The 26,851-nt window shown below is 72.7% G+C and carries 32 protein-coding genes, 2 pseudogenes and 1 riboswitch; of the genes and pseudogenes, 16 read left to right on the plus strand and 18 right to left on the minus strand.

The annotated features are described in order from the left end of the window. The first annotated feature begins 22 nt into the window (after positions 1 to 22). Positions 23 to 1,555, plus strand: a complete 1,533-nt coding sequence (locus tag ACIBUY_RS26960) for an MFS transporter (protein WP_399153970.1) — start codon at positions 23 to 25, stop codon at positions 1,553 to 1,555. Here ACIBUY_RS26960 and ACIBUY_RS26965 read toward each other — a convergent pair. The 5 genes from ACIBUY_RS26965 to ACIBUY_RS26985 form a co-directional block, all read right to left on the minus strand. Then, entirely contained in the window at positions 1,539 to 2,456 is a 918-nt protein-coding gene (locus tag ACIBUY_RS26965; protein WP_399153971.1) for a PDR/VanB family oxidoreductase, read from the minus strand. The two genes, ACIBUY_RS26960 and ACIBUY_RS26965, sit on opposite strands and share 17 nt — an antisense overlap. Beyond that, positions 2,453 to 2,650: a hypothetical protein gene (locus ACIBUY_RS26970; protein WP_365565786.1), complete on the minus strand. Its 198-nt coding sequence runs from the start codon at positions 2,648 to 2,650 to the stop codon at positions 2,453 to 2,455. The genes ACIBUY_RS26965 and ACIBUY_RS26970 overlap by 4 nt, the downstream gene beginning before the upstream one ends. After that, the gene (locus ACIBUY_RS26975) at positions 2,647 to 3,669 is read right to left on the minus strand and encodes an aromatic ring-hydroxylating dioxygenase subunit alpha (RefSeq protein WP_365565784.1); all 1,023 of its coding nucleotides are present in this window, start codon (positions 3,667 to 3,669) and stop codon (positions 2,647 to 2,649) included. The genes ACIBUY_RS26970 and ACIBUY_RS26975 overlap by 4 nt, the downstream gene beginning before the upstream one ends. A gap of 92 nt (positions 3,670 to 3,761) precedes the next feature. Further along, positions 3,762 to 4,529 carry an IclR family transcriptional regulator gene (locus ACIBUY_RS26980; RefSeq protein ID WP_365565783.1) on the minus strand — a complete coding sequence of 256 codons (768 nt, stop codon included), beginning with the start codon at positions 4,527 to 4,529 and terminating at the stop codon, positions 3,762 to 3,764. A gap of 9 nt (positions 4,530 to 4,538) precedes the next feature. Further along, positions 4,539 to 5,351 carry an alpha/beta fold hydrolase gene (locus ACIBUY_RS26985; protein WP_399153972.1) on the minus strand — a complete coding sequence of 271 codons (813 nt, stop codon included), beginning with the start codon at positions 5,349 to 5,351 and terminating at the stop codon, positions 4,539 to 4,541. Between the two features lie 160 nt (positions 5,352 to 5,511). On the opposite strand from ACIBUY_RS26985, the gene ACIBUY_RS26990 reads away from it, so the two are divergent. Continuing rightward, positions 5,512 to 6,345 (plus strand): Cof-type HAD-IIB family hydrolase, encoded by an 834-nt coding sequence (locus ACIBUY_RS26990; RefSeq protein WP_365565779.1) that lies wholly within the window; start codon positions 5,512 to 5,514, stop codon positions 6,343 to 6,345. A 12-nt stretch (positions 6,346 to 6,357) separates the two neighbouring features. Here ACIBUY_RS26990 and ACIBUY_RS26995 read toward each other — a convergent pair whose 3' ends face one another. After that, positions 6,358 to 7,077 carry an N-acyl homoserine lactonase family protein gene (locus ACIBUY_RS26995; protein ID WP_399153973.1) on the minus strand — a complete coding sequence of 240 codons (720 nt, stop codon included), beginning with the start codon at positions 7,075 to 7,077 and terminating at the stop codon, positions 6,358 to 6,360. A gap of 73 nt (positions 7,078 to 7,150) precedes the next feature. Between ACIBUY_RS26995 and ACIBUY_RS27000 the strand changes: the two genes are divergently transcribed. After that, positions 7,151 to 7,468: a hypothetical protein gene (locus ACIBUY_RS27000; RefSeq protein WP_365565776.1), complete on the plus strand. Its 318-nt coding sequence runs from the start codon at positions 7,151 to 7,153 to the stop codon at positions 7,466 to 7,468. Positions 7,469 to 7,551: 83 nt separating this feature from the next. On the opposite strand, the gene ACIBUY_RS27005 is transcribed toward ACIBUY_RS27000, so the two are convergent. Continuing rightward, positions 7,552 to 8,073: a hypothetical protein gene (locus ACIBUY_RS27005; RefSeq protein ID WP_365572012.1), complete on the minus strand. Its 522-nt coding sequence runs from the start codon at positions 8,071 to 8,073 to the stop codon at positions 7,552 to 7,554. Between the two features lie 41 nt (positions 8,074 to 8,114). On the opposite strand from ACIBUY_RS27005, the gene ACIBUY_RS27010 reads away from it, so the two are divergent. Then, entirely contained in the window at positions 8,115 to 8,558 is a 444-nt protein-coding gene (locus tag ACIBUY_RS27010) for an HIT family protein (RefSeq protein WP_399153974.1), read from the plus strand. A gap of 57 nt (positions 8,559 to 8,615) precedes the next feature. Here the strand turns inward: ACIBUY_RS27010 and ACIBUY_RS27015 are convergent, their stop codons facing one another. After that, complete coding sequence (locus ACIBUY_RS27015; protein WP_399153975.1) at positions 8,616 to 9,479, minus strand: PhzF family phenazine biosynthesis protein; 864 nt, start codon at positions 9,477 to 9,479, stop codon at positions 8,616 to 8,618. A 139-nt stretch (positions 9,480 to 9,618) separates the two neighbouring features. Between ACIBUY_RS27015 and ACIBUY_RS27020 the strand changes: the two genes are divergently transcribed. The 3 genes from ACIBUY_RS27020 (at position 9,619) to ACIBUY_RS27030 (ending at position 12,382) form a co-directional block, all read left to right on the plus strand. Then, a complete protein-coding gene (locus tag ACIBUY_RS27020; RefSeq protein ID WP_399153976.1) occupies positions 9,619 to 10,386 on the plus strand; it encodes an NPP1 family protein in 768 nt (255 codons plus the stop codon). Between the two features lie 205 nt (positions 10,387 to 10,591). Beyond that, positions 10,592 to 11,917, plus strand: coding sequence for a lipase family protein (locus tag ACIBUY_RS27025; RefSeq protein ID WP_399153977.1), 1,326 nt, complete (start codon positions 10,592 to 10,594; stop codon positions 11,915 to 11,917). A gap of 54 nt (positions 11,918 to 11,971) precedes the next feature. Further along, positions 11,972 to 12,382 (plus strand): RidA family protein, encoded by a 411-nt coding sequence (locus ACIBUY_RS27030; RefSeq protein ID WP_399153978.1) that lies wholly within the window; start codon positions 11,972 to 11,974, stop codon positions 12,380 to 12,382. Between the two features lie 95 nt (positions 12,383 to 12,477). On the opposite strand, the gene ACIBUY_RS27035 is transcribed toward ACIBUY_RS27030, so the two are convergent. The 5 genes from ACIBUY_RS27035 to ACIBUY_RS27055 all read right to left on the minus strand — a co-directional run bounded on the left by ACIBUY_RS27035 (position 12,478) and on the right by ACIBUY_RS27055 (position 16,290). Beyond that, positions 12,478 to 13,935 carry a SulP family inorganic anion transporter gene (locus tag ACIBUY_RS27035; RefSeq protein WP_399154047.1) on the minus strand — a complete coding sequence of 486 codons (1,458 nt, stop codon included), beginning with the start codon at positions 13,933 to 13,935 and terminating at the stop codon, positions 12,478 to 12,480. A 26-nt stretch (positions 13,936 to 13,961) separates the two neighbouring features. Beyond that, positions 13,962 to 14,543 (minus strand): carbonic anhydrase, encoded by a 582-nt coding sequence (locus tag ACIBUY_RS27040; RefSeq protein WP_365571994.1) that lies wholly within the window; start codon positions 14,541 to 14,543, stop codon positions 13,962 to 13,964. 73 nt (positions 14,544 to 14,616) lie between these two features. Next, positions 14,617 to 14,997: a hypothetical protein gene (locus ACIBUY_RS27045; protein ID WP_365571991.1), complete on the minus strand. Its 381-nt coding sequence runs from the start codon at positions 14,995 to 14,997 to the stop codon at positions 14,617 to 14,619. A gap of 212 nt (positions 14,998 to 15,209) precedes the next feature. After that, positions 15,210 to 15,695 (minus strand): HPP family protein, encoded by a 486-nt coding sequence (locus ACIBUY_RS27050; protein WP_365571988.1) that lies wholly within the window; start codon positions 15,693 to 15,695, stop codon positions 15,210 to 15,212. Positions 15,696 to 15,816: 121 nt separating this feature from the next. Then, on the minus strand, positions 15,817 to 16,290 hold the full coding sequence (locus ACIBUY_RS27055; protein WP_365571985.1) for a peroxiredoxin: 474 nt from the start codon (positions 16,288 to 16,290) through the stop codon (positions 15,817 to 15,819). A gap of 203 nt (positions 16,291 to 16,493) precedes the next feature. Between ACIBUY_RS27055 and ACIBUY_RS27060 the strand changes: the two are divergent. From ACIBUY_RS27060 to ACIBUY_RS27075, 4 genes and pseudogenes are all read left to right on the plus strand, one after another. Next, positions 16,494 to 17,320, plus strand: a pseudogene (locus ACIBUY_RS27060) (isocitrate lyase/phosphoenolpyruvate mutase family protein). Positions 17,321 to 17,423: 103 nt separating this feature from the next. Beyond that, the gene (locus tag ACIBUY_RS27065) at positions 17,424 to 17,654 is read left to right on the plus strand and encodes a hypothetical protein (RefSeq protein ID WP_365571979.1); all 231 of its coding nucleotides are present in this window, start codon (positions 17,424 to 17,426) and stop codon (positions 17,652 to 17,654) included. A gap of 86 nt (positions 17,655 to 17,740) precedes the next feature. After that, complete coding sequence (msrA, locus tag ACIBUY_RS27070; RefSeq protein ID WP_365571976.1) at positions 17,741 to 18,262, plus strand: peptide-methionine (S)-S-oxide reductase MsrA; 522 nt, start codon at positions 17,741 to 17,743, stop codon at positions 18,260 to 18,262. A 75-nt stretch (positions 18,263 to 18,337) separates the two neighbouring features. Continuing rightward, positions 18,338 to 18,751, plus strand: coding sequence for a hypothetical protein (locus ACIBUY_RS27075; RefSeq protein WP_365571973.1), 414 nt, complete (start codon positions 18,338 to 18,340; stop codon positions 18,749 to 18,751). A 35-nt stretch (positions 18,752 to 18,786) separates the two neighbouring features. Here the strand turns inward: ACIBUY_RS27075 and ACIBUY_RS27080 are convergent, their stop codons facing one another. Further along, a complete protein-coding gene (locus tag ACIBUY_RS27080; protein ID WP_399153979.1) occupies positions 18,787 to 19,155 on the minus strand; it encodes a TetR/AcrR family transcriptional regulator in 369 nt (122 codons plus the stop codon). 120 nt (positions 19,156 to 19,275) lie between these two features. Between ACIBUY_RS27080 and ACIBUY_RS27085 the strand changes: the two are divergent. Beyond that, positions 19,276 to 19,732 (plus strand): annotated as a pseudogene (locus ACIBUY_RS27085) (SDR family oxidoreductase); the annotation flags it as partial. 15 nt (positions 19,733 to 19,747) lie between these two features. Here ACIBUY_RS27085 and ACIBUY_RS27090 read toward each other — a convergent pair. Beyond that, positions 19,748 to 21,112: an FAD-dependent oxidoreductase gene (locus tag ACIBUY_RS27090; RefSeq protein ID WP_399153980.1), complete on the minus strand. Its 1,365-nt coding sequence runs from the start codon at positions 21,110 to 21,112 to the stop codon at positions 19,748 to 19,750. 180 nt (positions 21,113 to 21,292) lie between these two features. Here ACIBUY_RS27090 and ACIBUY_RS27095 point away from each other — a divergent pair, with 180 nt between their 5' ends. Genes ACIBUY_RS27095 through ACIBUY_RS27105 form a run of 3 tightly spaced genes read left to right on the plus strand, consistent with a single transcriptional unit; the run spans position 21,293 to position 23,541 of the window. Beyond that, complete coding sequence (locus ACIBUY_RS27095) at positions 21,293 to 21,946, plus strand: maleylpyruvate isomerase N-terminal domain-containing protein (protein WP_399153981.1); 654 nt, start codon at positions 21,293 to 21,295, stop codon at positions 21,944 to 21,946. 23 nt (positions 21,947 to 21,969) lie between these two features. Then, positions 21,970 to 23,268, plus strand: a complete 1,299-nt coding sequence (locus tag ACIBUY_RS27100; RefSeq protein WP_399153982.1) for an MFS transporter — start codon at positions 21,970 to 21,972, stop codon at positions 23,266 to 23,268. A 42-nt stretch (positions 23,269 to 23,310) separates the two neighbouring features. Further along, positions 23,311 to 23,541: a hypothetical protein gene (locus tag ACIBUY_RS27105; RefSeq protein WP_365571961.1), complete on the plus strand. Its 231-nt coding sequence runs from the start codon at positions 23,311 to 23,313 to the stop codon at positions 23,539 to 23,541. On the opposite strand, the gene ACIBUY_RS27110 is transcribed toward ACIBUY_RS27105, so the two are convergent. From ACIBUY_RS27110 to ACIBUY_RS27120, 3 genes are all read right to left on the minus strand, one after another. Continuing rightward, positions 23,538 to 24,395: an endonuclease/exonuclease/phosphatase family protein gene (locus ACIBUY_RS27110; protein WP_399154048.1), complete on the minus strand. Its 858-nt coding sequence runs from the start codon at positions 24,393 to 24,395 to the stop codon at positions 23,538 to 23,540. The two genes, ACIBUY_RS27105 and ACIBUY_RS27110, sit on opposite strands and share 4 nt — an antisense overlap. A 162-nt stretch (positions 24,396 to 24,557) precedes the next feature. Further along, positions 24,558 to 25,244 carry a VanZ family protein gene (locus tag ACIBUY_RS27115; protein WP_365571958.1) on the minus strand — a complete coding sequence of 229 codons (687 nt, stop codon included), beginning with the start codon at positions 25,242 to 25,244 and terminating at the stop codon, positions 24,558 to 24,560. Positions 25,245 to 25,329: 85 nt separating this feature from the next. Further along, positions 25,330 to 26,190 carry a bifunctional 5,10-methylenetetrahydrofolate dehydrogenase/5,10-methenyltetrahydrofolate cyclohydrolase gene (locus ACIBUY_RS27120; protein ID WP_399153983.1) on the minus strand — a complete coding sequence of 287 codons (861 nt, stop codon included), beginning with the start codon at positions 26,188 to 26,190 and terminating at the stop codon, positions 25,330 to 25,332. A 19-nt stretch (positions 26,191 to 26,209) separates the two neighbouring features. Further along, positions 26,210 to 26,295: riboswitch (ZMP/ZTP riboswitch) on the minus strand. 121 nt (positions 26,296 to 26,416) lie between these two features. Here ACIBUY_RS27120 and ACIBUY_RS27125 point away from each other — a divergent pair. Continuing rightward, a complete protein-coding gene (locus tag ACIBUY_RS27125) occupies positions 26,417 to 26,851 on the plus strand; it encodes a hypothetical protein (RefSeq protein WP_399153984.1) in 435 nt (144 codons plus the stop codon).

The following is a 26,851-nucleotide window of genomic DNA, read 5'->3' on the forward strand; positions in this document are numbered from 1 at the left end:
GCCCGTCCCCGAAGGAGCCCGCATGACGGCGACGCCCGCCGCCGAGCAGCCGCCCGCACTCGCCCCCGCCGGGCCCCGGGATCCACGCCGCTGGCTGATCCTCGGCGTGATCTGCCTCGCGCAACTCGTCGTCATCCTCGACAACACGATCCTCAACGTCGCCGTCCCCACCCTCACCAGCGACCTCGGCGCGACCACCGCCGACATCCAGTGGATCATCAACGCGTACGTCCTCGTGCAGGCCGGACTCCTCCTCACCGCGGGCGCCGCGGCCGACCGCTACGGCCGCAGGCGCCTGCTCCTGACCGGCCTCGCCGTCTTCGGTGCCGGCTCGCTCGCCGCCGGACTCGCCCAGAGCGCGGCCCAGTTGACCGCCGCCCGCGCGGGCATGGGCGTCGGCGGCGCCCTGCTGCTCACCACCACGCTCGCCGTCGCCGTCCAGGTCTTCGACGAGGACGAGCGGGTCCGCGCCATCGGCATCTGGGCCGCCGTCAACGCCCTCGGCTTCGCCGCGGGCCCCCTCGTCGGCGGCGTCCTGCTCGACCACTTCTGGTGGGGCGCGCTCTTCCTCGTCAACCTGCCCGTCGTCGCCCTCGGCCTGTGCGCCGTCGCCCTCCTCGTCCCGGAGAGCCGGGCCGAGCGCAGCCACCGCCCCGATCTGCTCGGCGCCCTGCTGTCGACCCTCGCCATGACCGCGCTCGTGTACGCCGTCGTGTCCGGGCCCGAGCACGGCTGGACGTCGCCGTACGTACGCGTGGGCGCGGCCGCCGGAGCCCTCGCCCTCGTCGCTTTCGTCGGCTGGGAACGCCGCTTCCCCGACCCGATGCTCGACATGGGCTTCTTCCGCGACCGGACCTTCACCGGAGCCGTGTTCGGCGCCCTGCTCATCACCTTCGGCAGCGGCGGAGCCCTCTACCTGCTGACACAGCAGCTCCAATTCGTGCTCGGCTACGGCCCGTTGGAGGCGGGCCTGCGCACCGCGCCGTTCGCCCTGACCGTCGTCCTGCTCAACTTCACCGGCGTGTCCGCCTGGTTGAGCGCCCGGCTCGGCATCCCCGGTGCCGTGGCCCTCGGCATGACCCTGCTGGCCTGCGGGCTCGCCGCGGTGGCCGTCGCCGGGCGCGTCGTGGACGGGTACGGCGGGCTGCTCACCGGGCTCGTCCTGATGGGCGTCGGCTGCGCGTTCGCCAACCCGGCGATGGCCGTCGCCGTGCTCGGCTCGATCCCCCGCGAGAAGGCGGGCGCAGGCGCCGGGATCGAGGGGACGGTCACCGAGTTCGGCAGCGGCCTCGGCGTCGCCGTCCTCGGCGCCGTGCTCAGCGCCCGCTTCTCCGCCCTCGCCCCGCTGGCCGCCGCCTCCCTGCCCGCGGCCCTCGCCGCCGCGGACTCGGCCGCCGAACGCCGCACCGTGACGCGGGCGTTCGGCTCGGCCCTGGAAACCGGTCAACTCGTGGGCGCGGCCGCCGTGTTGACCGGTGGGCTCGTCGCCGCGACGCTGCTGCACCGGGCGGCGCGCGGCACGGCGCCGGTCGCGGCGGTCACAGATCCAGCGTGAGCCGCTCACCCCTGGCCCGCGACACGCACACCATCAGCGTGTCGTGGCAGGACCGCTCCTGCTCGGTCAGCACGCTGTCGCGGTGGTCCACCTCGCCCGCCAGCACGTCCGTCTCACAGGTGCCGCACGTGCCCTCGGTGCAGGAGTAGAGCACCTCGACCCCGGCGTCGCGCAGTGTGGCGAGGATCGAGCGGTCCGGGGCCACCGTCAACGTACGGCCGGAACGGGCCAGTTCGACCTCGAACGCACGGTCACTACCGGTGTCCACCGCGGCCGGAGTGAACCGCTCCGTGCGCAGCGCCCCGGGCGGCACCAGCGCCTCGACCGCCGCCAGGAGGGACTCCGGGCCGCAGGCGTACACGAGCTCGCCCGGCTGCAGATCGGCGAGGTGGGCCGCCAGATCGAGCGGTCCCTCCCGCAGGTGCAGCCGCTCGGCCGGGTACTGGTCGGCCAACTCCCCGGCGAACGCCATGGATTGACGCGACCGGCCCCCGTAGAACAGGGACCACTGCCCGGCCGCCGCCAGCATCGGCACGATCGGCGTGATGCCGATGCCGCCCGCCACGAACCGGTACGCCGGTGCGTCCTCGAGCCGGAAGTGATTGCGCGGGCCGCGCACCGACACCCGGCTGCCGGGCCGCAGTTCGGCGTGCACCCGGGCCGAACCGCCGCGCCCCGCGGCCTCCCGCAGGACGGCGATCCGCCAGGAGCGGTCGTCGCCCCCGCACAGCGAGTACTGCCGCTCCAGGCCCTCGGCGCCCGTGCCCAGGAGCAGATCGATGTGCGCGCCCGGCTCCCACCCGGGCAACGGAGCGCCGTCCGGGCGGCGCAGGAGCAGGGAGACGACGTCGGCGGCCTCCTGGCGGCGTTCGGCGACGACGAGCTCGAACGGTGCGGTCACGAGACGCGGTCCTCTTCCGTTTCCGTGGTGGAGTGATCGGGGTGATCGTGGTGATGGGCGTGATCGGGGTGGGCGAGCATCCACTCCCACATCGCGACCGGGTCCTGGCAGGTGTGCCGGGCGCCGCAGTGGCAGCGCCCGTCGAGCAGGTCGGTCCCCGGGAGCCAGTCGATGCGGAACACGTCGCCGCTCATCCGGCGGCCAGCTTCCCCAGGATGCGGCGGGCGGCGAGACCGCCGGTGTCGATGTTGATGCTGAGCTCCTGGTAGCCGGCGGTCTCGGTGTCCAGGGTGCGCTGCAACAGGTTGAGCGCGTCGACGTCCTGCATCACCACCGTGTGGTTGAAGTCCCGCAGGAACGCGGTGACTTCGTCGTCCCCGACCGCGAAGTTCCGGGACACCGCCCAGAAGTCGTAGACCGTGCCGGGCGTCGAGGGCGTGATCGCATACGTGATCTCGGTACGGAACACGGGAGCGTCGGCGCCCGCCGGGCTGATGCGACTGTGCAGCAGGTACAGGCACGGCGCGTGGTACTCGATGTCCTGGAGTCGCTGGATGCGCCCCTCGATCCCCGTGGAGCGGGCGTAGAACGGCGGGCACGCGGCGTCCTTCATGTGCCGGGACACCCGCACGATGCCCGCCGCCTCGTCGACCTCCGTGGTGATCGGCGTCTCGGCGACCTCGGGCGTGCCGATGTAGCCGCCGTGCAGGTACGTCTCGTGCGACAGGTCCATCAGGTTGTCGACGAGCAGCAGGTAGTCCGCGTCGATCGGCTCCATGCCCTGCACGGTCACCCAGCCGTCCTCGGCGAGGTGCGGTGCGCGCGGGATCGCGGCGGTGTCGGCCGCCTCGGGGTCCCCGATCCACACCCACACCATCGCGTCGACCTCGGCCACCGGGTACGAACTCACGCGCGCCGTACGGGGAATGCGCTTCTGCCCGGGCACGTACACGCAGGTGCCGGTCGTGTCGTAGGTGAACCCGTGGTAGCCGCACACCACCCGGTCCCCGTCGAGGCCGCTCGCCGACAGCGGGAAGCGACGGTGCACGCAGCGGTCCGCGAGGGCGACCGGATCGCCCGCCTCCGTGCGGTAGAAGGCGATCGGCTCCCCGAGGATCGTGCGGCCGAGCAGCTCGCGGCCGACCTCCGACGACCAGGCGGCGACGTACCACTGGTTGCGGGCGAAGTCCGAGCGGGCCGGGGGTGTGGACATGGCAGGCGTCCCTCCTGTCACCGCGCGGCACCGTCGCCGCGCGTCGCCCCCAGATTGGTGACGGGCGGTCACCGCCCACAACGGGACTTCCGTCAGGCGGAAGCCCGGGGCGCGGGCGAGACGGGTTGCCAGCCCAGGGCCCGAGAGATGCCACGACCGGCCAGTTGCACCGCCGGAATCAGAGCGGGTGTCCGTGCCCCCGCGGCCGGCACCACGACGGACACCGCCGCGACGACGTCGCCGCGCGGCCCGCGCACCGCGGTCGCCACCGACAGCGCGTCGTCGGTGATCTGACGGTCGCTCACCGCGACACCGCTGCGCCGTACGTCGGCGAGCATCCGCCGCAGTCGCTCGGGATCGGTGACGGTGTACGGCGTGAACGCGGCCAACTCCCCGTCGCCGTACGCCTCTTGGAGCTCCAGGCCGCCGTGCGCGAGCAGTACCAGGCCGACGCCCGTCGCGTGCAGCGGCCAGCGCGCCCCGACCTGGGAGTGCACGCCGATGGCCGAACGGGCCGACAGGCGCTCGATGTAGACGACCTCGCGGCCGTCGCGCACCGCGAGATGCACGTTCTCGTGCGTCGCCTCGTACAGGTCCTCCAGATACGGCAGCGCGACCTGCCGCAGGCCGAGCCCGCGGGGCGCGAGCGCGGCGATCTCCCACAGCCGGAGCCCGACGTGGTAGCGGCCCGCGTCGTCCCGTTCGAGCGCACCCCACGCGGCGAGCGCGCCGACCAGCCGGTGCGCGGTGGGCAGCGGCAGACCGGCACGCCGGGCCACCTCGGTCAGGGTCAGGGCCGCATGCGCCTGGTCGAACGCGCCGAGCACGTCGAGCAGCCGGTCGGCCGCCGAGCGCGTCACCGCCGGGGCCTACGCGACCGGGCAGTGGGTGCGCAGGAACGCGAGCAGCGCGGCGTTGAACCGCTCGGGCTGCTCGGCGCCCGGCAGATGCCCGGCCTTCTCGATCACGCAGAGTGTCGCGTCCGGCACGAGGGCCGCGATCGACTCGGCCTCCGCGACCGGCGTGTACACGTCGTCGGCGCCGACCACGACGAGCGCCGGGACCCGGGCCGCGGCGAGGCTGTCGCGGTAGTCGGGCCGCTCGGCGCGCCCGCGCAGCGCGGCCGCCGCGCCCCGCGGGTCGGTGGCCCGCATCATGCCGAGGACCTGCTCGGCGACCTGCGGCATCGCGGTCACGTTGTAGGCGGCGAGCATCTTGTCGATGACCTCGTCCGCGTATCCGCCCATGCCCTCGGCGAGCAGCCGGTCCGCGAGCCCGTTCCGGAAGGCCCGGCCCTCGGCGGTCTCGGCGGGCGCGGACGTGTCGGACAGGACGAGGGCGCGCGTGCGCCCGGGATGCCGCAGATGGAACTCCATCGCGATCTGCCCGCCCATGGAGACCCCGCCGACCACGGCCCGCTCGACCCCGACGTGGCCGAGCAGGGCGGCGACGTCGTCGGCGAACCGGGCGAGCAGCACACGGCCCGGTGTCACCTCGCTCTTGCCGTACCCGCGCAGGTCCGGCGTCAGCACCCGGTACCCGGCCCCGGCCAGCGCCTCGGCCTGCGGCCGCCACAGCGTCCGGTTGAAGGGATGCCCGTGGACCAGCGCGACCGCGGTCCCGTCGGCCGGACCGAGGTCGTCGTACCGCAGAACGGCGCCGTCCACCGTGAACTGGTTCATGAAGCACTCCTGACGTGGTCGTTCACCGCCGGTCCCGTGGCCGCACGGTAGGCCGCGTCCCCCGTGGTGATCAAGGGACGTAATGGGCAGGGACCCTTACTACAATGGGCGGCAGGGCCCCGCCCCCGCCGGTCCCGTCCACTTCCACCGAGGAACGATCTTGACCACGCACCACCGGCCCGACATCCGCCTCGTCGTCACGGACATGGACGGCACGCTCCTGGACGGCGACGGCCGCATCCCCGGCACCCTGTGGCCGCTCCTGGCGGAACTGAACCGCCGCGGCATCGTCTTCTGCCCCGCCAGCGGCCGCCAGTACGCCACCCTCGCCGACCAGTTCGCCGCCGTGGACGACGGCGGCATGGTCTACATCGCGGAGAACGGCACCTATGTGGTGCGCGGCGGCACCGAGATCAGCTCCGACGTGCTGGACCCCGGCGTCGCGGGCTGGATCGTGAAGGCGGTGCGCGGCCTCGTCGAGGACGGCGTCGACGCGGGCGTCGTCGTCTGCGGCAAGAGGTCGGCGTACGTGGAGCGCTCCGACGAGGCGTTCATGACCGAGGTGCGCAAGTACTACCACCGGCACGAGATCGTCGAGGACGCCGGTGCCGTCGAGGACGACATCATCAAGGTCGCCCTCTTCGACTTCGGCCACGCCGAGACGACCACCGCACCCGCCCTCGCACCCCTCACCGCCTCGCACCAGGTCGTTGTCTCCAGCGAGCACTGGATCGACGTCATGAACCCCACGGCGAACAAGGGCGTCGCCGTCCGCGGGCTGCAGCGCGAACTCGGCATCACCGCCGCCCAGACCATGGTGTTCGGTGACTACCTCAACGACCTGCAGATGCTGGACGCCGCCGACTGGTCGTACGCGATGGCCGACGCCCACCCCGAGGTGGCGCGCCGGGCCCGCCACCGGGCCCCGTCGAACACGCAGGACGGTGTGGTCCGCACGGTCCGCGAGGTCCTGGGGCTGCCCGCCGACGCGTGAGACGCGGTCCGCTCAGCGCCCCTCGGCGGGTTCCCACACCGAGCAGTCGTGCGCGAACAGGACGCGGCGCGGGTCGAGTTCGAGGATCCGCTCCAGCCACGGCCGACAGTCGGGCAGGGGCGGCTCGACCCCGTCCGCGGCAGCCCGCAGCGCCAGCTGGTCCGCGGCGAACTCGGACGCGAAGTCGTGCGCCTGCCCGGCCAGCACCACCGTCCCGTCGCTCTGCCGGACGGCCAGCGACTGGTGCCCCGCCGTGTGTCCGGGCGTGGGCACCACACGAATGCCGGGCCGCAGCTCCGCCTCGCCCGTGAGCTCCACGTACGACGCGCCGGGGAAGTCGACGAGCGCTTCCGCGGTGTGGTCGCCGCCCCGCGCGGCCGCCAACTCCGCCGCCTGTACGACGATGGGGGTGCCCCCGAACAGCGGGTTGCCGCCGCAATGGTCGAAGTGCAGATGGCAGTTGACCACCATGGAGACGTCGGCGGGGGAGAGGCCCGCGGCGGCGAGAGCGGCCCGCAACGGTCTGCGCCGCGGCCGGTAGTGAGCCTCGGTCTCGGGACCCGCGTCGCCGATCCCCGTGTCGAACAGCAGGACCTCGTCGCCGTACCGCACCAGATAGGCGAGCACGGGCTCCACGCGCGGCGCGGGCCCGCCCACCTCGGAGGCCGGCCGCACGAAATACCCCAGATCGAGCCGCCGCACCTCTGCCCGCACCCGCATCACCGTCGTCATCCGATCATGCTGCCAGGCGGGCGGGGCCCGGCGCAGCGGAAAATGCTGGTCGGTGGGTTGTTAGGGTCCGGCCATGGTGCGTTTGAAGATCGAGATATCCGTCCCGGAGAGCCATGCCGATGCAGTGATCGAGGCGCTCCACGGGGCAGGGGCGGGCCGGGTCGGCGCGTATGCGCGGTGTTCCAGCGTGTGGCGGGTGACCGGCAACTGGCAGCCGTTGCCCGGCTCGCAGCCGTACGACGGCGAGGTGGGCGTCGTCCAGCACGGTGAGGAGTGCAGGATCGAATCGGTCTGCGACGCGGACCAGGCCCGCGCCGTCCAGCAAGCGGTCCGCGATGCGCACCCGTACGAGGAAGCGGTCATTCACTTCATCCCCCTGTACGAGCCGTAGGCCCGCCGGCAGCACTGTCCGGTCGCCGCACTCGAACTGCGGGAACCCACCACCCGCGTCAACCACCCTGCGGATCAAGGGGCCTAGTGCCCCGCAAGCAGCTTCACCGCGACCACGCCCGCCCCGATCACCGCGTTGAGCACGCCCGCGACCGACGAGCCGAGCAGGCCCGCGCCGACGCGGCGCCCGCCCGCGAATCCCCACCCGGCCAGCGCGGCGACCTCGCTGCCCACCGAGATCCACAACGCCGTGGTGAGCTCCGGCGCACCGACGGCCGACAGGCCGATCAGGAGCAGTGGGCCCGCCGCGCTCGTCAGCAGCGGGCTGCTGGTGAACAACGTGTGCCGGATCTCCGGCAGCCGGGGCATCCGCCCGTGCGCCACGGGATGGGCCTGCAGATCGGCGACGAGGGTCGCGAGCCACAGGCCCAGCGCGGTGACCGCGACCGAGACCGCGGCGCCCACGTGCGTGGGGTGCCCGCCCTGTGCCAGCCCCACGAGGACGGCGAGCAGGGAGAGGGAGGCGTAGATCCGTTCCTTGAAGCGCTCGCGCAACACGTCCGCGTCCGCGTGCGATCCGGCCTTCGCCGCCATGCTCTCGCTCATGGCCGCACCCTAAGCAGGAACCGGGGGTGGATCGTGGACCCATGACACCCTTCTGCCACGCCTGCGATGCCGAGGCCCGCTTCGCCGAACTCCCGCCGCGTGAACGCATCGCCTGCGACGCGCACTGGCGCGTCGCGCACGCGTACAACAGCGCCCTGCCGGGCTGGCTGGTGCTGCTGCCCCGCCGCCATGTCACCGCCGTGCACGAGCTGACCGACGCCGAGGCCGCGACGCTGGGCCGTTGGCAGGTCGGGCTCTCCCGCGCGCTGCGCGACGTGACCGGATGCGCCAAGACGTACGTTGTCCAGTTCGCGGAGGCGGAGGGCTTCGCGCACGTCCACTTCCACGTCGTGCCCCGCACCGAACGGCTCACGGTGGCCCAACGAGGGCCCGGTGTCTTCGAGTTGCTGCGCCGACCCGAGGAGGAGCAGGTCACGGCCGACGAGGCCGACCGCCTCGCCCTCGCTCTGCGCGCCCGGATCTGAAGCTCTCTGAACTCTCTGAGTTCTCTGAGCTCTCTGAACCTCTCCGGACCCCGACGACTACGACAGGTCGAGCGCAACGACCCGGTCGACGCGCGCCGCCCCGCCGACGTGGGTGAGCGGACCCGCGGCCGACGAACGTACCCCCGCGGTGAGCGTGGCCGGCCGGCCGAGCCCGTCGCCCATGTCCACCGCGATGTCCCGCACGCCCAGCGGGCCCAGGCGCGCGGCGAGGCACGCGGTGCTGTTGGCGTTCGCGACGTCCTCGGGGACACCGATCGACGGCGCGAACATCCGGGCCGCCGCGCGCCCGTCCGCGTCCGGCATCGTGTGCACGTACGCCCCGAGCAGCCCGAGCCGGTCGCAGACCTCCCGCAGCCGCCGGGCATCGGGCGCGACGGCGTCGAGCGCGGCACGCGAGACGACGGGGACGAGCACCCGCTCCCGGCCGAGCGCGGCGACGCACATCCCGGGCGCGAGTACGTCCGCGGCCAGGCCGAGGGCGGACGGGAGAAGCCGCCGCTCCCGCGCGACCGGCTCGCGCACGCGCACCGCCGCGGTCTCGAACGACGCGTCGATGCCGAGCGCCGTCCGGGTCGCCCGCCCCGCGAAGGCGTGCGTGCGCGTGCGCAGCACGGTCCGGTACTCCGTGGCGCAGGCACGCCCGGCGAGCACCGCCAGCGCGGCGACCGTGCCGTGCCCGCACGCAGGCAGTTCCCCTGTGGCCGTGAAGAAGCGCACGCCGACCTCGTCCCGGGCGTCGTCCGCCCGCAGGAACACGGCGTGCGAGGTCCCGAGGAGGACCGGCACGCGCCGCCGCTCGGCATCCGCGAGCCCGGTGGCGTCGACGACCGCGGTCGGACTGCCGCCGCGCCCCGCACGCAGACACGCGTCGACGACGGTCACCGGCACGAGGGTGGACATGCGGTGATCGTAACCATCCGTCCCGCGTCGCGCGCCCTCAATTCCCTTGCGGTTCACGCATGTTGCACGTACGCGTCCCTTGCGGATGGCGCGGGCATGACATCACTGGCATGCCCCCACAGTGACGCAGGAGAAGCCAGTGAATCCGACCAGAGTCCTCCGCAGATCCGCCCTCGCGACCGGCGGCGCCCTCGCCCTCGTCGTGGCCTTCGCGGGTTCCGCCCTCGCCGCCCCGCCCGCCGCGCTGCCGGCCAACGCCGACGCGACCGAGCAGACGTACCAGCCCGCCTACGACTACGACACCGACGGCTGCTACCCGACGCCGGCCATCGGCCCCGACGGCACCGTCAACGGCGGCCTCAACCCGAGCGGCGCCCTCAACGGGCAGTGCCACGACGCCCCGGACCTCGACAACACCAACGGCTACGCCCGCTCCAAGTGCAACAACGGCTGGTGCGCCGTCCTGTACGGCCTGTACTTCGAGAAGGACCAGGCGGTGGCCGGCAGCGGGCTCGGGGGCCACCGGCACGACTGGGAGCACGTCGTCGTCTGGGTGCACGACGGCACCGCGCAGTACGTGGCGACGTCCGCCCACGGCAAGTTCAACATCTACTCCCGCGACCAGATCCGCTGGGACGGCACCCACCCGAAGGTCGTCTACCACAAGGACGGCATCAGCACCCACTGCTTCCGCCCGGCGACCGCGAACGACGAGCCGCCGGAGAACCACCGCGGGACCTGGCAGTTCCCGGCGCTGGTCGGCTGGAACGGCTACCCGGCGGGCCTGCGCGACAAGTTGAGCGCGTACGACTTCGGCAGCGCCAACTTCGGCCTGAAGGACGCGAGCTTCCCGAGTCATCTCGCGGCCGCGCTGCCCTCGGGTGTGCCGTTCGACGTCAACGCCTGAACCAGCCTGCAGGAACGGCAAGTTACTGGATCGTAACCTCCGAGTGCTACCGGCGGTAACGCGGTGCTGGATACGGTCCCGGCGGCGCGTGGGGGCGGTGGGACGACCGCCCGCACGCCTCGTCGGCCTGCCCGCACACCGGCCGTCGTCCGCGCTGAACGCCAGGTACGGAGCGCGAACTCCGCCTGCACTCAGGAGGTTTGCCATGCCCGCCCCCACCCGCCTGCTGGCCGCCGCCGTCACCGTCGCCGCCTGCCTCGGCGCACAGGCCCTGCCCGCCGCCGCGGCGACCGGCACGGACCACGAGGTCTCGCGCGGCGTCACCATCCCCGCGTTCTACAACCCGCCCGCCGAACTGCCCGACACCAACGGCGCGTTGGTGCGCAGCGAACCCCTGCCCCTCGCGCTGAGCCTGCCCACGCTGCACGGCCCGCTGCCCGGTACCGCGACCCGCATCATGTACCGCACCACGGATTCCGGCGGCCGCCCGGCCGCCGCCACCGGCGCCTACCTCGAGCCCGCGGCGAAGTGGCGCGGCACGGGCCCGCGCCCGCTCGTCGCGCTCGCCCCCGGCACCATGGGCCAGGGCGACCAGTGCGCCGCCTCGATGGGCCTCGAACACCCGCTGCGGCTCAACGGGCAGACGGTGTCGGTGGGTTACGAGGACCTGGCGATCTACCGCTTCCTCGCCAAGGGCGTCGCGGTCGTCGTCACCGACTACATCGGCCTCGGCACCACCGACCGCCTGCACACCTACGTCAACCGGCTCGACGAGGCACACGCCGTCCTCGACGCCGTCCGCGCCGCCCGCACCCTCAAGGGCGCCACGGTCACCACCGCCTCCCGCGTCGGGCTCTTCGGCTACAGCCAGGGCGGCGGAGCGACCGCGGCCGCCGCGGAACTCCAGCCCGCCTACGCGCCCGACGTCACCCTCTCCGGTACGTACGCGGGCGCGCCGCCCGCGGATCTGACACAGACCACGAAGGCCATCGACGGCAGCGATCTCGCGGGCGCCCTCGGCTGGTCCCTCAACGGATTCCTGCAGTCCGACCCGGAGCTCAGGCCCATCGCCGATGCCTACCTCAACGACAAGGGGAAGGCGGCGCTCGAGGACCTCTCGACCCGGTGCGTCGGCGACGCCCTCCTCGCCTACTCCTCCGCGCGCAGCACGTCCTGGACGAAGGACGGCACGTCCCTCGCGGACATCATCCAGGCAGAGCCCAGGCTGCAGGCGTTCCTCGCGGAGCAGCGCATCGGCACGATGAGGCCGGCGAGCCCGGTGCGGGTGGCCACCGGAGTCAGCGACAACCTCGTCCCGCACGGCCAGGCACGCCAGTTGGCCGTCGACTGGTGCGGGCGCGGTGCGCAGGTCACGTACAAGGCCGTACGGCTGCCGGACGTGGGGCGCGCGCTGCTCAACCACTTCGCACCGCTGCTCACCGACCAGGGGAGCGCCGTGAACTGGCTCACCGACCGGCTCGCGGGCGAGCCCGCGGCGTCGAATTGCGGAGCGCTGCCCGGGCAACCGTGACAGCATGACCGGGCTTCACCGTCCGTCGTTCCCGTCCGAAGGGATGCCCAGGTCGTGCCTCGCGCCGTCACGCTCATCCGCTCCGCCGCCCTGTCCGACGTCGCCGAGTACGCGTATGCGGCCACGGCTCCGGCCGAGGCCCGGCTCGTCTTCCTCGCCGGGGCCTGCCCGCTGGAGAAGGACGGTTCGACCGCCGCGGCCGGGGACTACGCGGGCCAGGCGGCCAAGTGCGTGGAGAACCTGCGCACGGCCCTCGACGCCGCGGGCGCGGACCTGCAGGACGTCATCAGCACCCGGGTGCTCGTCGCGTCCACGCGGCAGGAGGACCTGGTGACGGCCTGGCAGGTGGTGCGCGACGCCTTCGGCGAGCACGACGTGCCGAGCACCCTGATGGGCGTCACGGTGCTCGGCTACCGTGACCAGCTCGTCGAGGTGGAGGCCGTCGCGGCCGTGCTCGACGAGTAGCCGAAACGGACCCAACCACCGCGCAGAGCACGGTGGTTGGGTCCGTTGCTGCCTCTGTGTCCGGACCTCAGTGTCCGGGGCTCAGTGTCCGGGGTTCACTGCGTGGTGACCTTCACCGGAGCCGTCTCGGCCGAACTGTGCCGCTGCGCCCAGCTCTCCAGCGCCGTACGGCACGCATGGTCCAGATGGTGCAGGCCCGTCAGATGCAACTCGACGGGACGGTCCCGCGGCAGCGCCTCCAGACTGTCCAGGATCTTCGGCAGCCGCAGGAACGTCGCATTGCCCGACAGGTACGCCTGCACCGGGCCCGCCCCCTTGTCTATGACCTCCAGCTTCACGTGCGAGGCGTCCCAGGCCGTCTTCACGACGGACAGCGCGACCCCGACGAGCACCCCCTCGAACATGCTGACCGCGACGATCGACACCGCCGTCACCACCAGGATCAGCGCCTCGCCGCGGTGCTCGCGCCACAGCGTCACGAGCGCCCGCACCGGCACCAGCTTGGCCCCGGCGTGCACCAGCACCCCCGCGAGCGCCGGGAGCGGGATGTACGCGAGGACGCCCGGCAGCAGCGCCGCGAACAGCAACAGCCACACGCCGTGCAGCACCCGCGAGGCCTTGGTGCGCGCCCCGGCCTGCACATTGGCGGCGCTGCGCACGATCACCGCCGTCATCGGCAGCGCGCCGAGCAGCCCGCACACCGTGTTCCCCGCGCCCTGCGCGAGCAGTTCCTTGTCGTACGAGGTCCGGGGCCCGTCGTGCATCCGGTCCACGGCGGCCGCGCTGAACAGCGACTCGGCGGACGCGATGAGCGTGAACGCCACGACCGTCCCCAGCAGGCCGACGCCCACGAGTTCGCCGAAGGCGTCCAGGGACGGCGGCTGGATCGCGTCGAGCAGTCCGCTCACCTCGACGGTGGCCACGGGTGCGTCCAGCAGGACGGTGACACCTGTCGCCAGTGCTACCGCGGCCAGCGGGCCGGGGACCACCCGCAGCCGCCGCGGTGCGCGCCTCCACAGCACCAGCAGCGCGACCGTGCCCGCCCCGAGGGCCAGGGAGGCGAGCGAGGCGGAGCTGTCCAGCGAACCGGCCACCGCCTCGGGCAGCCCCGCTATCTTGCCGAGCCCCGATTCGGGTGCGTTCGCATCCAGGACGGCGTACAACTGGCCCGCGATCAGCACCAGGCCGATGCCGGCGAGCATGCCCTCGACCACGGACACCGAGATGGCACGGAAGTAGCGGCCGAGGCGCAGTGCGCCCATGCCGAGCTGCAGCAGTCCGGTCACGAGCACGACGACGCCGAGCACCGGCAGGCCGAACCGCTGCACCGCCTCGTACACGAGGACGGTCAACCCGGCGGCGGGGCCCGACACCTGGAGGCTGCTGCCGCGCATGAGGCCGGTGACGACGCCGCCGACGATCCCGGTCACCAGGCCCAGCTCGGCGGGCACGCCCGAGGCGACCGCCACGCCCACGCACAGCGGGAGGGCGACCAGGAAGACGACGAGGGACGCGGTGAAGTCGGCCCGGAGATGGGGGTACTTGGCGGTGATCCGCGGGATCCCGGCCGGCGCGGCGCTCACAGCGCCTCGAACGTGTCGGTGTCCGTGCGGTGCGTACGGACGACGCCGGTGTGCACCTCGTAGTACCAGCCGTGCAGGCGTACGCGCCCGTCGGCGAGCCGCGACTGGACGCACGGGTACGAGCGCAGCCGCAACAGCTGCGTGAGGACGTGCTGTTGGACGGGTGCGGCGACCGTCGGGTCCGCCGCGTCGTGGTGCTCCGGCAGGTCGGCGGCGTGCGCGAGCCAGTCGCGCACCGCGGGCACCGCGTCGAGGTCGTCGCCGCGCACCAGCGCGCCGACCGCGCCGCAGTGCGAGTGCCCGCAGACGACGATGTCCCGGACGCCGAGCACGTCGACGGCGTACTCGATGGTGGCGGCCTCACCACTGGGGAGGCCGCTGGGGTGGGCGGGCACGATGTTGCCCGCGGTGCGCAGCTCGAAGAGCTGCCCGGGACGGGCGCCCGTGATCAGGGCGGGCACCACCCGGGAGTCGGAACAGGTGATGAACAGGACCTCGGGCCACTGGCCTCGAGCGAGCGGAGCGAGTTCCTCCGGGCGTCGGCCGAAGCTGCGGGCGTGGTCGATGAGGGGCTGCATGATGGTGATTCCTCCTGGCGCGTCGTGGGGGACGCGTCGGACCGGCAGGACAGAAGGGACTGCGGAGTCCCTGTCAGCAGCGGAAGACCTGAAGAGCGGCCGGGGTGTGATCCGGAACGGATCTGCCCGGGCGGCCGGTGATGTCGGCGGACGGGCTCGACGGATGGGCGACGGCGGGCCGCTGCCCTGGTGACAGCGGTGCGGGGCACGGGAGTTGGGTGCCTGCGGGGCCCGCGCGTCGGCAGTGCCGGCCGCGCGGTGCGTCGACCGGGTCCTGAGGATGCGTACGGTCGGCGGGAGCGGCGGCGGGCGCGCGCCCACCGGACGCGGACACCTGCCCGCGCTCGGACGCGTGTGCGGGAGTGAACGTGTGCGCGCACGAGAGCAGAGGGAGGGTCAACAGGGCGGCGAGCACGAAGGCGACCCGCATACGTACCGTCCCACCTTGGAACATGCGCCCTCCCTTCATACCCTCACGCGTCAAGCCCGAGCCAACGGTTGGTCAACCGAAGGTCAAGAAGAAGATTAGCTGTGCAAAGGTGATCGGTGGGTTAACGCGACGTTGCGGCTCGAAGGAAGCGTGAAAAGGGCCGTCGATTGGCGTGAACGACACGGTGGTGCACGGCGGTTGACCCCGCCACCGCGCGCGCCGGAGGACGGCCGCGTTCACCAGCTCAGCGGATAGCGCACCGGATGCCCGCCGATCCGTCCCGGCAGCAGCCCGATCGCCACCAGAAGGGTGGTGGCCAGTGCGAGCAGCGGGAGGAACGGGAGCGGGTGCGGCGCCTGCAGCACGACGATCGCGGCGGTCGCCGCGGCGGGGGAGTGCGACAGGTGCGTGAGCATCATCGCGCCGAGCGAGAGCCCCGCCGCGACGGCCGCGGCCCAGCCGTTGCTCCCGGCCACCGCGAGGGTGCCGAACCCGATGACGGCGGACAGGAGTTGACCCCCGACGAGATTGCGCGGCTGCGAGATGGGCAGACCGGGCGCCCCGTGGACGAGCGCGGCACTGGCGGCCAGCGGGGGTATGAGCAGCGGCTGGTGCAGCAGGACGCCCACGGCGACGAGCAGGAGCAGGGCGCCGATCGCGAACGTGGTGGCCCTGAGGACGTGCAGCGGGTGCGGGCGCTCGGCGGGCGGGGGCGTGGACATACGGACTCCGGGCAGGGCGGGGCAGGGTCCGCTGATCATAAACAAACTGTTGAAGGTTATGGCGAAAGCATTGCCTCTGAGGCAAAGGCCCGGATGGGGGCTGTGCAGCGGAGCGCGGGCGCTAACGGGCGGCCGTGCGCAGCGCCGCCAGGGCCCGGTCCGCGTGCGCGCTCATCCGGAACTCGCTGCGGACGACCTCCACGACGCGACGGTCGGTCCCGATCACGAAGGTGGCCCGCTTCGTCGGCAGCGGACCGAACCCGCGGGCCACCCCGAACTGCCCGCGCACCACGCCCTCGGGATCCGAGAGCAGCGGGAAGCCGAGGGTGTGCCGCCCCGCGAACTCGCGCTGGCGGTCCACGGCGTCCGAGCTGATGCCCACGGGACGCGCGCCGACCGCCGCGAACTCGGCCGCCAGATCCCGGAAGTGGCACGCCTCGGCGGTGCAGCCCGGCGTCATCGCGGCCGGATAGAAGAACACCACCACCGGTCCGTCCGCGAGCAGGGAGGACAGCGAGGTCGGCGTGCCCGTCTCGTCGGGCAGTGTGAAGTCCTCGACGACAGAACCGACTTGGATCCGGACGGACGCAGGCACGGGGCCTCCCGGCGACACTGGAACGGAGTGGAGCACGACAGCCGAGATCCTACTCAGGGGTAGCCGCACGGGTTCCGGCCCGTCCCCCTCGTCCTGTCCGCCTGTCCGCCTGTCCGCCTGTCCACCTCTCCATCTGTCTGCCTGTCCACGTACATGTCGGATTCCTGCCAGAACCCCGGCGAGGACCGGTGTTGACTCCTCTCATGACGACCACGACGACGGCTGCGCACCACGACGACGCCGTACGACGCTTCCGTGACCTGCACAGCACCACCCGCCCGCTCGCCCTCGCCAACGCCTGGGACGTGGCCGGCGCCCGCATCGTCGAGGCCGCGGGCGCCCCCGCCGTCGCCACCACCAGCGCGGGCGTCGCCTGGTCGCTGGGGCGTCCCGACGGCGACGCCCTGACCCGCGACGAGGCAATGGCCGCGATCGCCCGGATCGTTGCCGCCGTCGACGTCCCGGTGACCGCGGACATCGAGGGCGGCTACGGCGACGACGAGGCGGCCGTCGCCGAGACCGTCCGGCAGGTCATCGCCGCCGGAGTCGTCGGCGTCAACATCGAGGACGGCGCCCGCCCGCCGAACTCGCCGCGCGCCTCGCGACGGCGCGCCGCACCGCCGCGGCCGAGGGCGTCGACCTCTACCTCAACGCCCGCATCGACACCTACCTGTTCGGCCTCGGCGCGGAGCGGGACCGGCTGAAGGAGACCCAGCGGCGGGCCCGCGCCTACGTCGACGCCGGAGCGGACGGCATCTTCGTGCCCGGCGTCGTCGACCTCGACGTCATCGCGGCGCTGGCCGACGCGATCCCCGTACCCCTCAACGTGATGGCGGGCCCGGGCGCCCCGTCGGTCGCCGACCTGGGCAGGGCCGGAGCGGCCCGCGTCAGCCTGGGCTCCGCCGTGGCCCAGGCCGCCTACGCCGCCGCGCGGCGCGCCGCCGAGGAACTGCTCGGATCCGGGACCTACGAGGCCGTCGCGGGCGGCATCGACTTCTCCGACCTGAACGGACTGCTCCACCGCAAATGACGAGCCCGGCGCAAGGGCTTTGGTGCAGATGTGGTGCGCTAGTGGTGTGGATGTGATTCACTCGAAGGGATCCCGTACCCGTCGTACGACAGGAGACAGCACCATGGCAGCCGCGCACCCCGAACACCCCGCCAGCGAGCGCATGTCCGTGACCCTGGTGCCCCCGGCCGTCGTCGCGGTCAATGAACTCGCCGAGACCGGGCGCGTCAGCAAGGCCGACGTCATCAACCGGGCCGTGCTGCTGCTCGGATTCGTCGAGCGCGAGCGGGCCAAGGGGCACGAGCTGATGATCCGTACGCCGGACGGCGAGTTGGAGCGCATCCACATCCTGTGACGCGTGAGGCACGGACCCGCCTCGCCTCCGGCCCGTGCGACGCGGCAGAATGGAACGGCCTTACCACCGTGTCCAGGGAGCGTCGCATGACCAAGGAAACCGAGAAGGCCGTGCTGGCCGGGGGCTGCTTCTGGGGCATGCAGGACCTCGTCCGCCGGCAGCCCGGCGTGCTGTCCACGCGCGTCGGCTACAGCGGCGGCGACACCCCGAACGCCACGTACCGCAACCACGGCGACCACGCCGAGTCGATCGAGATCGTCTACGACCCGTCGGTCACCGGCTACCGGGACGTGCTGGAGTTCTTCTTCCAGATCCACGACCCGACCACCAAGGACCGCCAGGGCAACGACATCGGCCGCAGCTACCGCTCGGCCGTCTACTACGCCGACGAGGCGCAGCGCGAGGTCGCCCTGGACACCATCGCGGACGTCGACGCCAGCGGCCTGTGGCCGGGCAAGGTGGTCACCGAGGTCGAACCCCTCGGCGACTTCTGGGAGGCCGAGCCCGAGCACCAGGACTACCTGGAGCGCTACCCCGACGGATACACCTGCCACTTCCCCCGCCCGAACTGGAAGCTGCCGCGGCGGGCCGGGGCGGCCACCGACTAGGTTGCGACGGGGCGCCGGCCGAGGGGACCGGCCGGGGCGCCCGGGTCCGATGCGGCGCGTGGGAGGGAGCCTGCCGTGGTGGAGTGGAGATGGGTCGGCCGGGGCGCCCGGCAGGTCCCGCAGCCCTGGGCGACACCGCTCGTGTGGACCGCCGCGTACGTGGGCGCCTTCGCCCTCGTCGGACTCTTCGACGTGCTCGGGGTCCTCGACCGGACGGGCCTCGCCCTCCTCGTACTCTCCCTGCTGGCCGGTCTGTTGGGGATGCGGGGGCGTTTCATCGCGGCGCCCGGCACCGCGTTCCTCTGCTGGACCTGCCTGAACGTGCTCGGCACCGAGCCGACCGGCGAGCTGTCCTGGGCCGGACACCGGGACGCCGGGTGGATGGCGTGCCTGCTGAGCGCGGCGGTGGTCGGCACGGTCGCCGGGCGGGTCCTGCACGCGCGCGCCGCCTATCGCCGCCTCACTCCGTACGTGGACGAGCGGGCCTGAGGTTTTCTGGGGCTCCGGGCTCCGGGCTCCGGACTTCAGGCGCGTACGCCCCGCATGAGGGTGTCGATCAGACTTCGGGTGAACTCCTCGGTGACCGGCAGGTCCGGCAGCAGCAGCCGGTGGCAGCAGGCGTCCCAGAGCTGGTCGACCAGGACCCGGGGATCGACGTCGGCGCGCAACTGCGTTGTCGGATCGGCCTCGATGTCGCCGGTGCCGGGAAAGGTCAACGCCGACTCGACGGCGTGGAAATAGCCGTCCAGGGCGAGCGCCCCCTTCGACGGCCACCACTTGTAGAGCGTGGTCTTGCTGACGCCCGCCGCCTCGGCGACGGCCTCGAAGGTGAACGCGCCCATGCCCCGGTCGAGCAGCAGCGTGCCGGCCGCGTCCAGCGCGTCAGCGCGCACCTCGCCGGCGGGCCTGCGCCCCCGCCCCCGCCGTACTCGCTCCGCCGTGTGCGGCCTCCTGCTCCGGCTGCTCCGGCTGTTCCGAACGTCCCCGGATGACGCGCCCACCCTGACGCAGGCCCGGTGGCCGAGTTCGATCCGGACGCGCTCGACCGGATGCACCGCACCAACATCCGGGGCACGTTCGTGGTGGCCCAGCAGGCGGCGCGCCGGGTCCGCGCCGGCGGCGCCGTCGTCACCTTCTCCACCTCGGTGACCCGTCTCGCGTTCCCCGCGTACGCGCCCTACGCGGCGAGCAAGGGCGCCGTCGAGGCGATGACGCTCGTACTCGCCCGCGAGCTGCGCGGCCGCGACATCACCGTCAACGCGGTGGCGCCGGGGCCGACAGCGACGCCCCTGTTCCTCGACCCTGTTCCTCGACGGCAAGGACGAGGAGACAGTGGCCCGGCTCGCCGCGCAGTCCCCGCTCGAGCGCCTCGGCACCCCCGCGGACATCGCCGAGACGGTGGCGTTCCTCGCGGGACCCGGCCGCTGGATCAACGGCCAGGTCCTGTACGCGAACGGCGGTATCGCCTGACCTGCGGCGGGGTGCTCAGGCCCCGCTGGCGTCGAGCATCTCGTCGCGCTCCACGATCTTGACGCGCTCGCGGCCCTGCGGTGCGCCGAGGGCCTTCTCGGCGGCGTCCAGCCGGTGCCAGCCCTCCCAGGTGGTGAAGCGGACACCGCGCTCGCCGAGGAAGGCGTCGACGGCCTCGGGCGCGGGCGACGCGGGCGTGTGCAGACGGCCGCCCGCGTGGTCGTCCAGCAGGCTGGCGACGGTCTCGTTGGCGTCGCCCTTGGTGTGACCGATCAGGCCGATCGGACCGCGCCGGATCCACCCGGTGACGTACGTGGACTGCAGGTGGCCGCCGGACTCCTCGATGACCCGGCCGCCCTCGTCGGGCACGGTTCCCGAGGCGATGTCCCAGGGCAGCTTGGGCAGTTCGTCCGAGAGGTAGCCGACCGCGCGGTAGACCGCGGAGAGGTCCCAGTCGGTGAAGGCGCCGGTCCCCTTCACGTTGCCCGTCCCGTCGAGCTCGGTGCGCTCCGTGCGCAGACCGACGACCCGGCCGTCCTCGCCGAGGATCTCGGTCGGCGACTCGAAGAAGTGCAGGAAGAGCTTGTGCGGGCGCTCCCCGATGTCGCGGATCGCCCAGTTCTCCAGGGTCTTGGCGACCATGTCGGCCTGCTTGTTGCCGCGCCGCGTCGCGATCGAGCCGTCGTCGTAGTCGATGTCCTCGGGGTTGACGATGACCTCGATGTTCGGGGAGTGGTCGAGCTCCCGCAGCTCCATGGGGCTGAACTTCGCCTGCGCGGGACCCCGGCGGCCGAACACGTGGATCTCCCGGGCCCTGTTGGCCTTGAGCCCCTCGTGGACGTTCGGCGGGATCTCGGTGGGCAGCAGCTCCTCGGCGGTCTTGGCCAGGATGCGCGCGACGTCGAGCGCGACGTTGCCGACACCGAGCACGGCGACCTTCTCCGCGTCGAGCGGCCAGGTGCGCGGCACGTCGGGGTGACCGTCGTACCAGGAGACGAAGTCCGCCGCGCCGTACGAGCCGTCGAGGCCGATGCCCGGGATGTCGAGGGCCCGGTCGGCGCTCGCGCCGGTGGAGAAGACGACCGCGTCGTAGAAGCTGCGCAGATCGTCGAGGTCGATGTCGCGCGGGTAGTCGACGTTGCCGAACAGCCGGATCTGGGGCTTGTCGAGCACCTGGTGCAGGGCGGTGACGATGCCCTTGATCCGCGGGTGGTCGGGTGCGACGCCGTAGCGGATCAGGCCGAAGGGGGCGGGCATGCGCTCGAACAGGTCGATGGAGACGCCGGGATCGGCGGCCGCTGCGGACTTGAGCAGGGCATCGGCGGCGTAGATGCCGGCGGGGCCCGCTCCGACAATGGCGACCCGCAGGGGGCGAGGCATGTGCAGTTTCCCTTCGAATGACGTCGACGTGCTGAAGCGATCTTAAAGTAAGGCAAGCCTTAGTTGGCAGGCGGGTCGCATCTATGGGGTCATAAGGCTGAGTTATGGGCTGTCAAAGGTGTGCTTTAGGGCGGCATTACTCCCGCGACAAGGCCGTACGGCTGCCACTACCGTGCCGTCGTGGATCTTTTCCCGAGCTCATGGACGGCCCTGCGCACCGCGGTCGCCGACACCCCCGACGAGGACTTCGACCGGCCCTCCGGCTGCGCCGGCTGGCTCGTGCGCGACCTCGTCTGCCACCTGGTCATCGGCGCGCAGGACGTACTGATCACCCTGGTCACGCCCGCCGACGGCGCACCCACCGCGGACGCGGCCGGCTACTGGATCGACGACGAACCCGACGGCGGTGAGGGCCCGCCCGACGCACTCGTGCCGCGGCTCGCCGCCGCGTACGGCGAGCCGCGCTGGCTGAAGTTCCACTTCGACGACCTGGGTGCGGCCGCAGGCCGGGCCGCGGAGCTCGCCGACCCCGCCGCGCGCGTCAGCACCGCCGGCAAGACACTGACCGTCGCCGACTACCTGTCCGCGTACGTACTCGAATGGACACTGCACCACCTGGACCTCGTCGCCCATCGCCCCGCGGCCGGCGAACCGCCCGCCGCGTCCCTGGCGGGCGCCCGCACGCTGCTGGAGCGGATCGCCGGCGGACCGCTGCCCGCCGAGCTGAGCGACAAGAACGCCCTGCTCATCGGCACCGGCAGGCGCGCCCCGACCGAGCGGGAGCGGGCGCTGCTGACCGGCTGCGACGCGAAGCTGCCGGTCGCGCTGGGCTGAGTGACGGGGAGGGGGGCGCGGCGGTGACGGAAGTGGCGAAGGACGTGCCGGAGGTCGTTTCGGGGACCGGCCGGCCGGGCCTGTGGCGGCAGCGGGACTTCATGCTGCTGTGGAGCGGCCAGACCATCAGCGAGACGGGAACGGCGGTCACCGAGGTCGCGCTGCCGCTGCTCGCGGTCGTCGCGCTCGACGCCAGCACGCTCCAGGTCGGACTGCTGACCGCGGCCACCACGCTGGCGTTCGTGCTGATCGCGCTGCCCGCCGGCGCGATGGTGGACGGCGCCGCCAAGCGCTCGATCATGATCGCCTGCAACGTCCTGCGACTGGTCATCATCGGCTCGGTCCCGCTGGCAGCGGCATTCGGCGCCCTGACGCTTGCGCAGCTCTACGTCGTCGCGGTGACGGCGGGCGTGTGCTCGGTGTTCTTCGACGTCTCGTACCAGAGCTACGTGCCGTCCTTGGTCCGCGGCGACGACCTGATGGACGCCAACGGCAAGCTCGGCACCACCCAGGCGTTCGCCCAGCTCGGCGGGCCGAGTCTGGGCGGAGGCCTGGTCGCCCTGTTCGGGGCCGCGGGCGCGATGACCGCCGACGCGGCCTCCTACGCGGTCTCGGCCCTGTCGATGCTCGGGATCAGGGCCCGGGAGGAGCCGCCGCCCGCGCGGGCGCCGGACGAGACGATGCGGCGTCGGATCGCCGAGGGCCTCACGTTCGTCTTCGGGCACGTCATCCTGCGCAGGATCGTGGCGTGCACGGCCACCGCGAACCTGTTCGGCGGCATGTCCACGGCGCTGTCCATGGTGTTCCTCGTCCGCGTCCTTCATGTGCGTCCCGCGCTGACCGGGCTGATCATGGCGGGCGCGGCGCTCGGCGGGATCGCCGGGGGAGTGTGTGCCGGCCGGCTCGCCAGGAGGATCGGCACGGCCCGCATCATCTGGGTGTCGATGCTGGTCTTCGACGCCCCGGAGGTCGTCGCTGCGGCCGCGTGGCAGGGCTGGGGCGTGCTGCTTTTCCCGCTGGGCTGCGGCATCGCGTACTTCTCCGGGATGGTCTACAACGTCGCCCAGCTCAGCTACCGGCAGTCGGTGACGCCGCCGGAGCTGATGGGCCGGATGAACGCGGCCGTCCGCTGGGTCGTGTGGGGCACCCTGCCGCTCGGCGCCGTCCTGGGCGGGGCGCTCGGCACCCTGATCGGGGTGCGGCCCGCGCTCTGGGTGGCGTTCATCGGCTCCTGGGCGGCCGGCTGGTTCGTGTTCTTCTCGCCGCTGCGCCGCATGCGCGACGTACCGGCCCCGGACTCCTTGCCGAGCGCTCCGCCGTAGGGCCACCTAGTGTGAAGACTCCCCAGGTGAGGAGCGCTCCCCATGGCAGCAGACATAGCGGGGCCGTGCTGCTTGTACTGCAAGGACGAGGACGTACGGGTGCTGGCCATTCAGGCCGGACTGCGGGAGAAGGTCACGGTCCCGCGGTGGCTGTCGGAGCAGACGGCGCCGTTCCGTGAGCATCCGCCGCGGGCGATAGTGGACTGCGGCCGCTGCGGACGGATCTCGGCGACCACGGTCGCGGCGCGCTGGCTCACGGACGACCCGATCTAGCGGGCGGGCCGGGACACGTCCAGGTCGGCGTAGAACTGATGGTGGTCCGAGTAGTCGCTGGGATGCACATGGGCGGCGCGCGCGGTGATGCCGCGCAGGAAGACGTAGTCGAACTTGCTCTCCCAGTCGGTGGTCGGTTCGCAGGTACCGACCGCGGCGGGGCCGCAGTCGGGGTCCGCGTCGGCGGCCACCGTCCACATCTTGTCGAGCTCGGACGTGTCCGGCACGGCGTTGAAGTCGCCGAGGACGATCGCGCGTTCGTGCCGGGCGACTTCGGGCGCCAGTACGTCGACCTGCGTGGCCCGGACCGCTTCCTGGCGGCGCTGGGCGAGGTGGGTGTTGAAGACCCGGACGGGCCGGCCGTCCACCTCGGTGGTGACGGCGATGTACCCGCGGTCCTCCGACCCGCCGTCGGGATACTCCGCGGTGACGCGGTCGGTCATCGGCGCAGCGGACAGGATCGCCTGTCCGAAACCGCCCGGGTTCCAGGGCCAGCCACCGCAACGGCCGAGGCTCTGCAGGACCGACCCGTACGTGACGTGGTAGTCGAGGCCGTAGAACTTCCGCAGATAGCCCCGGATCTCCTCGACGTCCCGCACGCACGCTTCCTGCATGCCGATGACCTGCGGCGCGTACGTGGCGATGTCCGCCGCCCGGCCGAGGTTGAACCCGCTGTCCGTGCAGGGGTTGCAGAGGTTCCACGTCATGACCCGGTTCGGGACGACGGCCTGGACGGCGCCGGCCGGCAGCGGTTTGCCGATGAGGGCGCCGCCGGGCGCGCTGGGGCCGATGAGCACCACGCAGAGCACGGCCATGACACCCGCGAACAACCCTGTGCCCCGTCCGAGCACCATCGCCTCCTCAGAATGGATGCCCACAGCATCACCCGGAGTCTTCGTGATCGACAATATGGCGCGAATCAGCGGCGTCACGTGCGAACCACTGCTTCTGCCCACGGACTTCCGGAAGTTCCCGCCGAGCCGCAGGAGCGCCTCGGTGGGCGCCGGGGGAGGAGGTCAAGCAGCGGCACACGTCGCCGACGTGGGCGACGACGTGCGCCACCAGCGGCGCGACGCGAGACCGGCCAGCACGGCGCCCGCCGTGTTGACCAGGACGTCGTCCACGGACGACACCCGGTCCAGACGCAGGACGGACTGGGCGGTCTCGACCAGGATCGAGGAGCCCGCCGCGAGCGCCACGATCCGCGGCAAGGACGCCAGTGCCGACCACCGCATCGGGGCGAAGAAGCCCAGTGACGCGAAGACCAGCAGATTGCCGAGAATGCCGAGCGTCCCCATCGTGGCCAGGTCCCGCAGCGGCACCAGGCTCACCCGGAGCGGGGCCGTGCCGGGCGCCGATCCCGGCATCAGGGTCAGCCACAGGAACGGCACCGTGCCGTGGACCATGCCGACCTCGGCCAGCGACCGCCGCGTCGCGTCCGGGACACCGGCGGCGCGCCGACGCCGCGCCAGCAGCCACACCAGCAGCGCGGACAGCGGCACGGCGACCACGGTCATGAGCACGACTCCGTTGAACGTGTCGTAGCAGCCGTGCCACCGCCCCTGCACGCACTGCGGAGCGGCCATCATGAGCGGCCCCCGTACGACGAACAGGGCGCCCGCCAGGACGAGGAGCGCCGGCCCGAAGAGCGTGATCGCGTGCGTGCGGCGGGGCGGTGGCGACAGGGGTACCTCGTGGTTCATGAACCCATTGGAGACGGAGGGCTGTTGCGACGGCGTATGCCGTTTTCGATACGCCCGCGATACACGGTCCCTCGCTCCGGCGGGCTCACACCCCCAGCTGCTGCCGTGCCGCCCGTACCGTCTGCTCGAGCAGTACGGCGATCGTCATCGGGCCGACACCGCCCGGCACCGGCGTGATCAGGCTCGCCCGCTCGACGGCGGAGTCGAAGTCGACGTCGCCGACGTTGCCCGGGTTGTAGCCGGCGTCGATCACCACGGCGCCCGGCTTGATGTCGGCGCCCCGGATGAAGCGGGGCCTGCCGACCGCGGCGATCAGCACGTCGGCCGCCCGGACGTGCGCGGAGAGATCGGCGGTGCGCGAGTGGCAGTACGTCACCGTGGCGTCGCGGCCGAGCAGCAGCAGGCCCGCGGGCTTGCCGAGGATGGCGCTGCGGCCGACCACCACGGCGTGCTTGCCGGTGAGGTCCACGTCGTACGCGTCGAGCAGCCGCATGATGCCGCCGGGGGTGCAGGACACGAAGCCGGGCAGGCCGAACCCCATGGCAGCGAAGGAGTGCATGGTCACCCCGTCGACGTCCTTGTCCGGGGCGATCGCCTCGAACGCGGCCCGCTCGTCGATGCCCGGGCCCACGGGGTGCTGGAGCAGGATGCCGTGCACGTCCGGGTCCTGCGAGAGCCCGGTGATCGTGGCCACGAGCTCCTCGGTCGTCGTCGTGGCGGGCAGCGCCACGTGACGCGAGCGGATCCCGGCCTTCTCGCAGCGCCGCTGCTTCATGCGTACGTACGTCACGGACGCGGGGTCCTCACCGACCAGCACGGTCGCCAGGCACGGCGAGGTTCCGGTACGCCGCTGCAGCTCCGCGGCGTCGGCGGCGGCCGTTTCGGTGATGCGCCGGGCGAGCGCGGTGCCGTCCATGGGACGGGCGGTGGGGGACGGGTGGGTCATGGGGTACTCCCGGGGTCGAACGAGTCGCCCAGGCGCGCGGCATCCGACCGATGTCAGGCCGCTCCCCGGTGGTACTCCACCCCAGCGCCAGTCACGGCCCGCCGACCAGCTTATCCGCGGAACCGGCGTGCGAAGTGCCCGCCCATCAACTCCGCGGCCCCCCGCGGGTTCCAGCCGGATGCGAAGGTGGTCGGGAGCAGTGGGTCGACGGCGTGGAGGGGCGGGCATGGCGGACTGGGGGCTGGTCGTCGAGACGACCGTGGGGTCGGGGGACCGCAAGCACATCGAGGGCCGGGTGCTCGCCCACGTGCGGGGTGCCCGCGAGGACGCCCTCGCCGAGCTGCGGCGGCAGGCGTCCGCGTACCGGCCGACGCACCCGCTCAGTCCGAAACGGCGTCGCCTGTACCGGCACGGCGACGGGTTCCTGCTCGTGGTCGACGGCGCGTGGCAGTCCTTCACCACGCGGTTCACGCTGGCCGAGCTCGTCGAGGACTCCGCGGCGCCTGCGCCCGCGCCCGTACCGGAGCAGCAGTCGGAGCCGCAGCCGCAGCCGCAGCCGCAGCCGGAACCGGAGGACACCGTTCCGTCGGAGCCCGTCGCGCGGTACGACGACGGTGTGCCGGTGAAGCCCTCCTGGTGGGGGCGGTCCGATCTGTCGTGA

This window comes from Streptomyces sp. NPDC050085 (genome assembly GCF_044460595.1).
GTDB lineage: Bacteria > Actinomycetota > Actinomycetes > Streptomycetales > Streptomycetaceae > Streptomyces.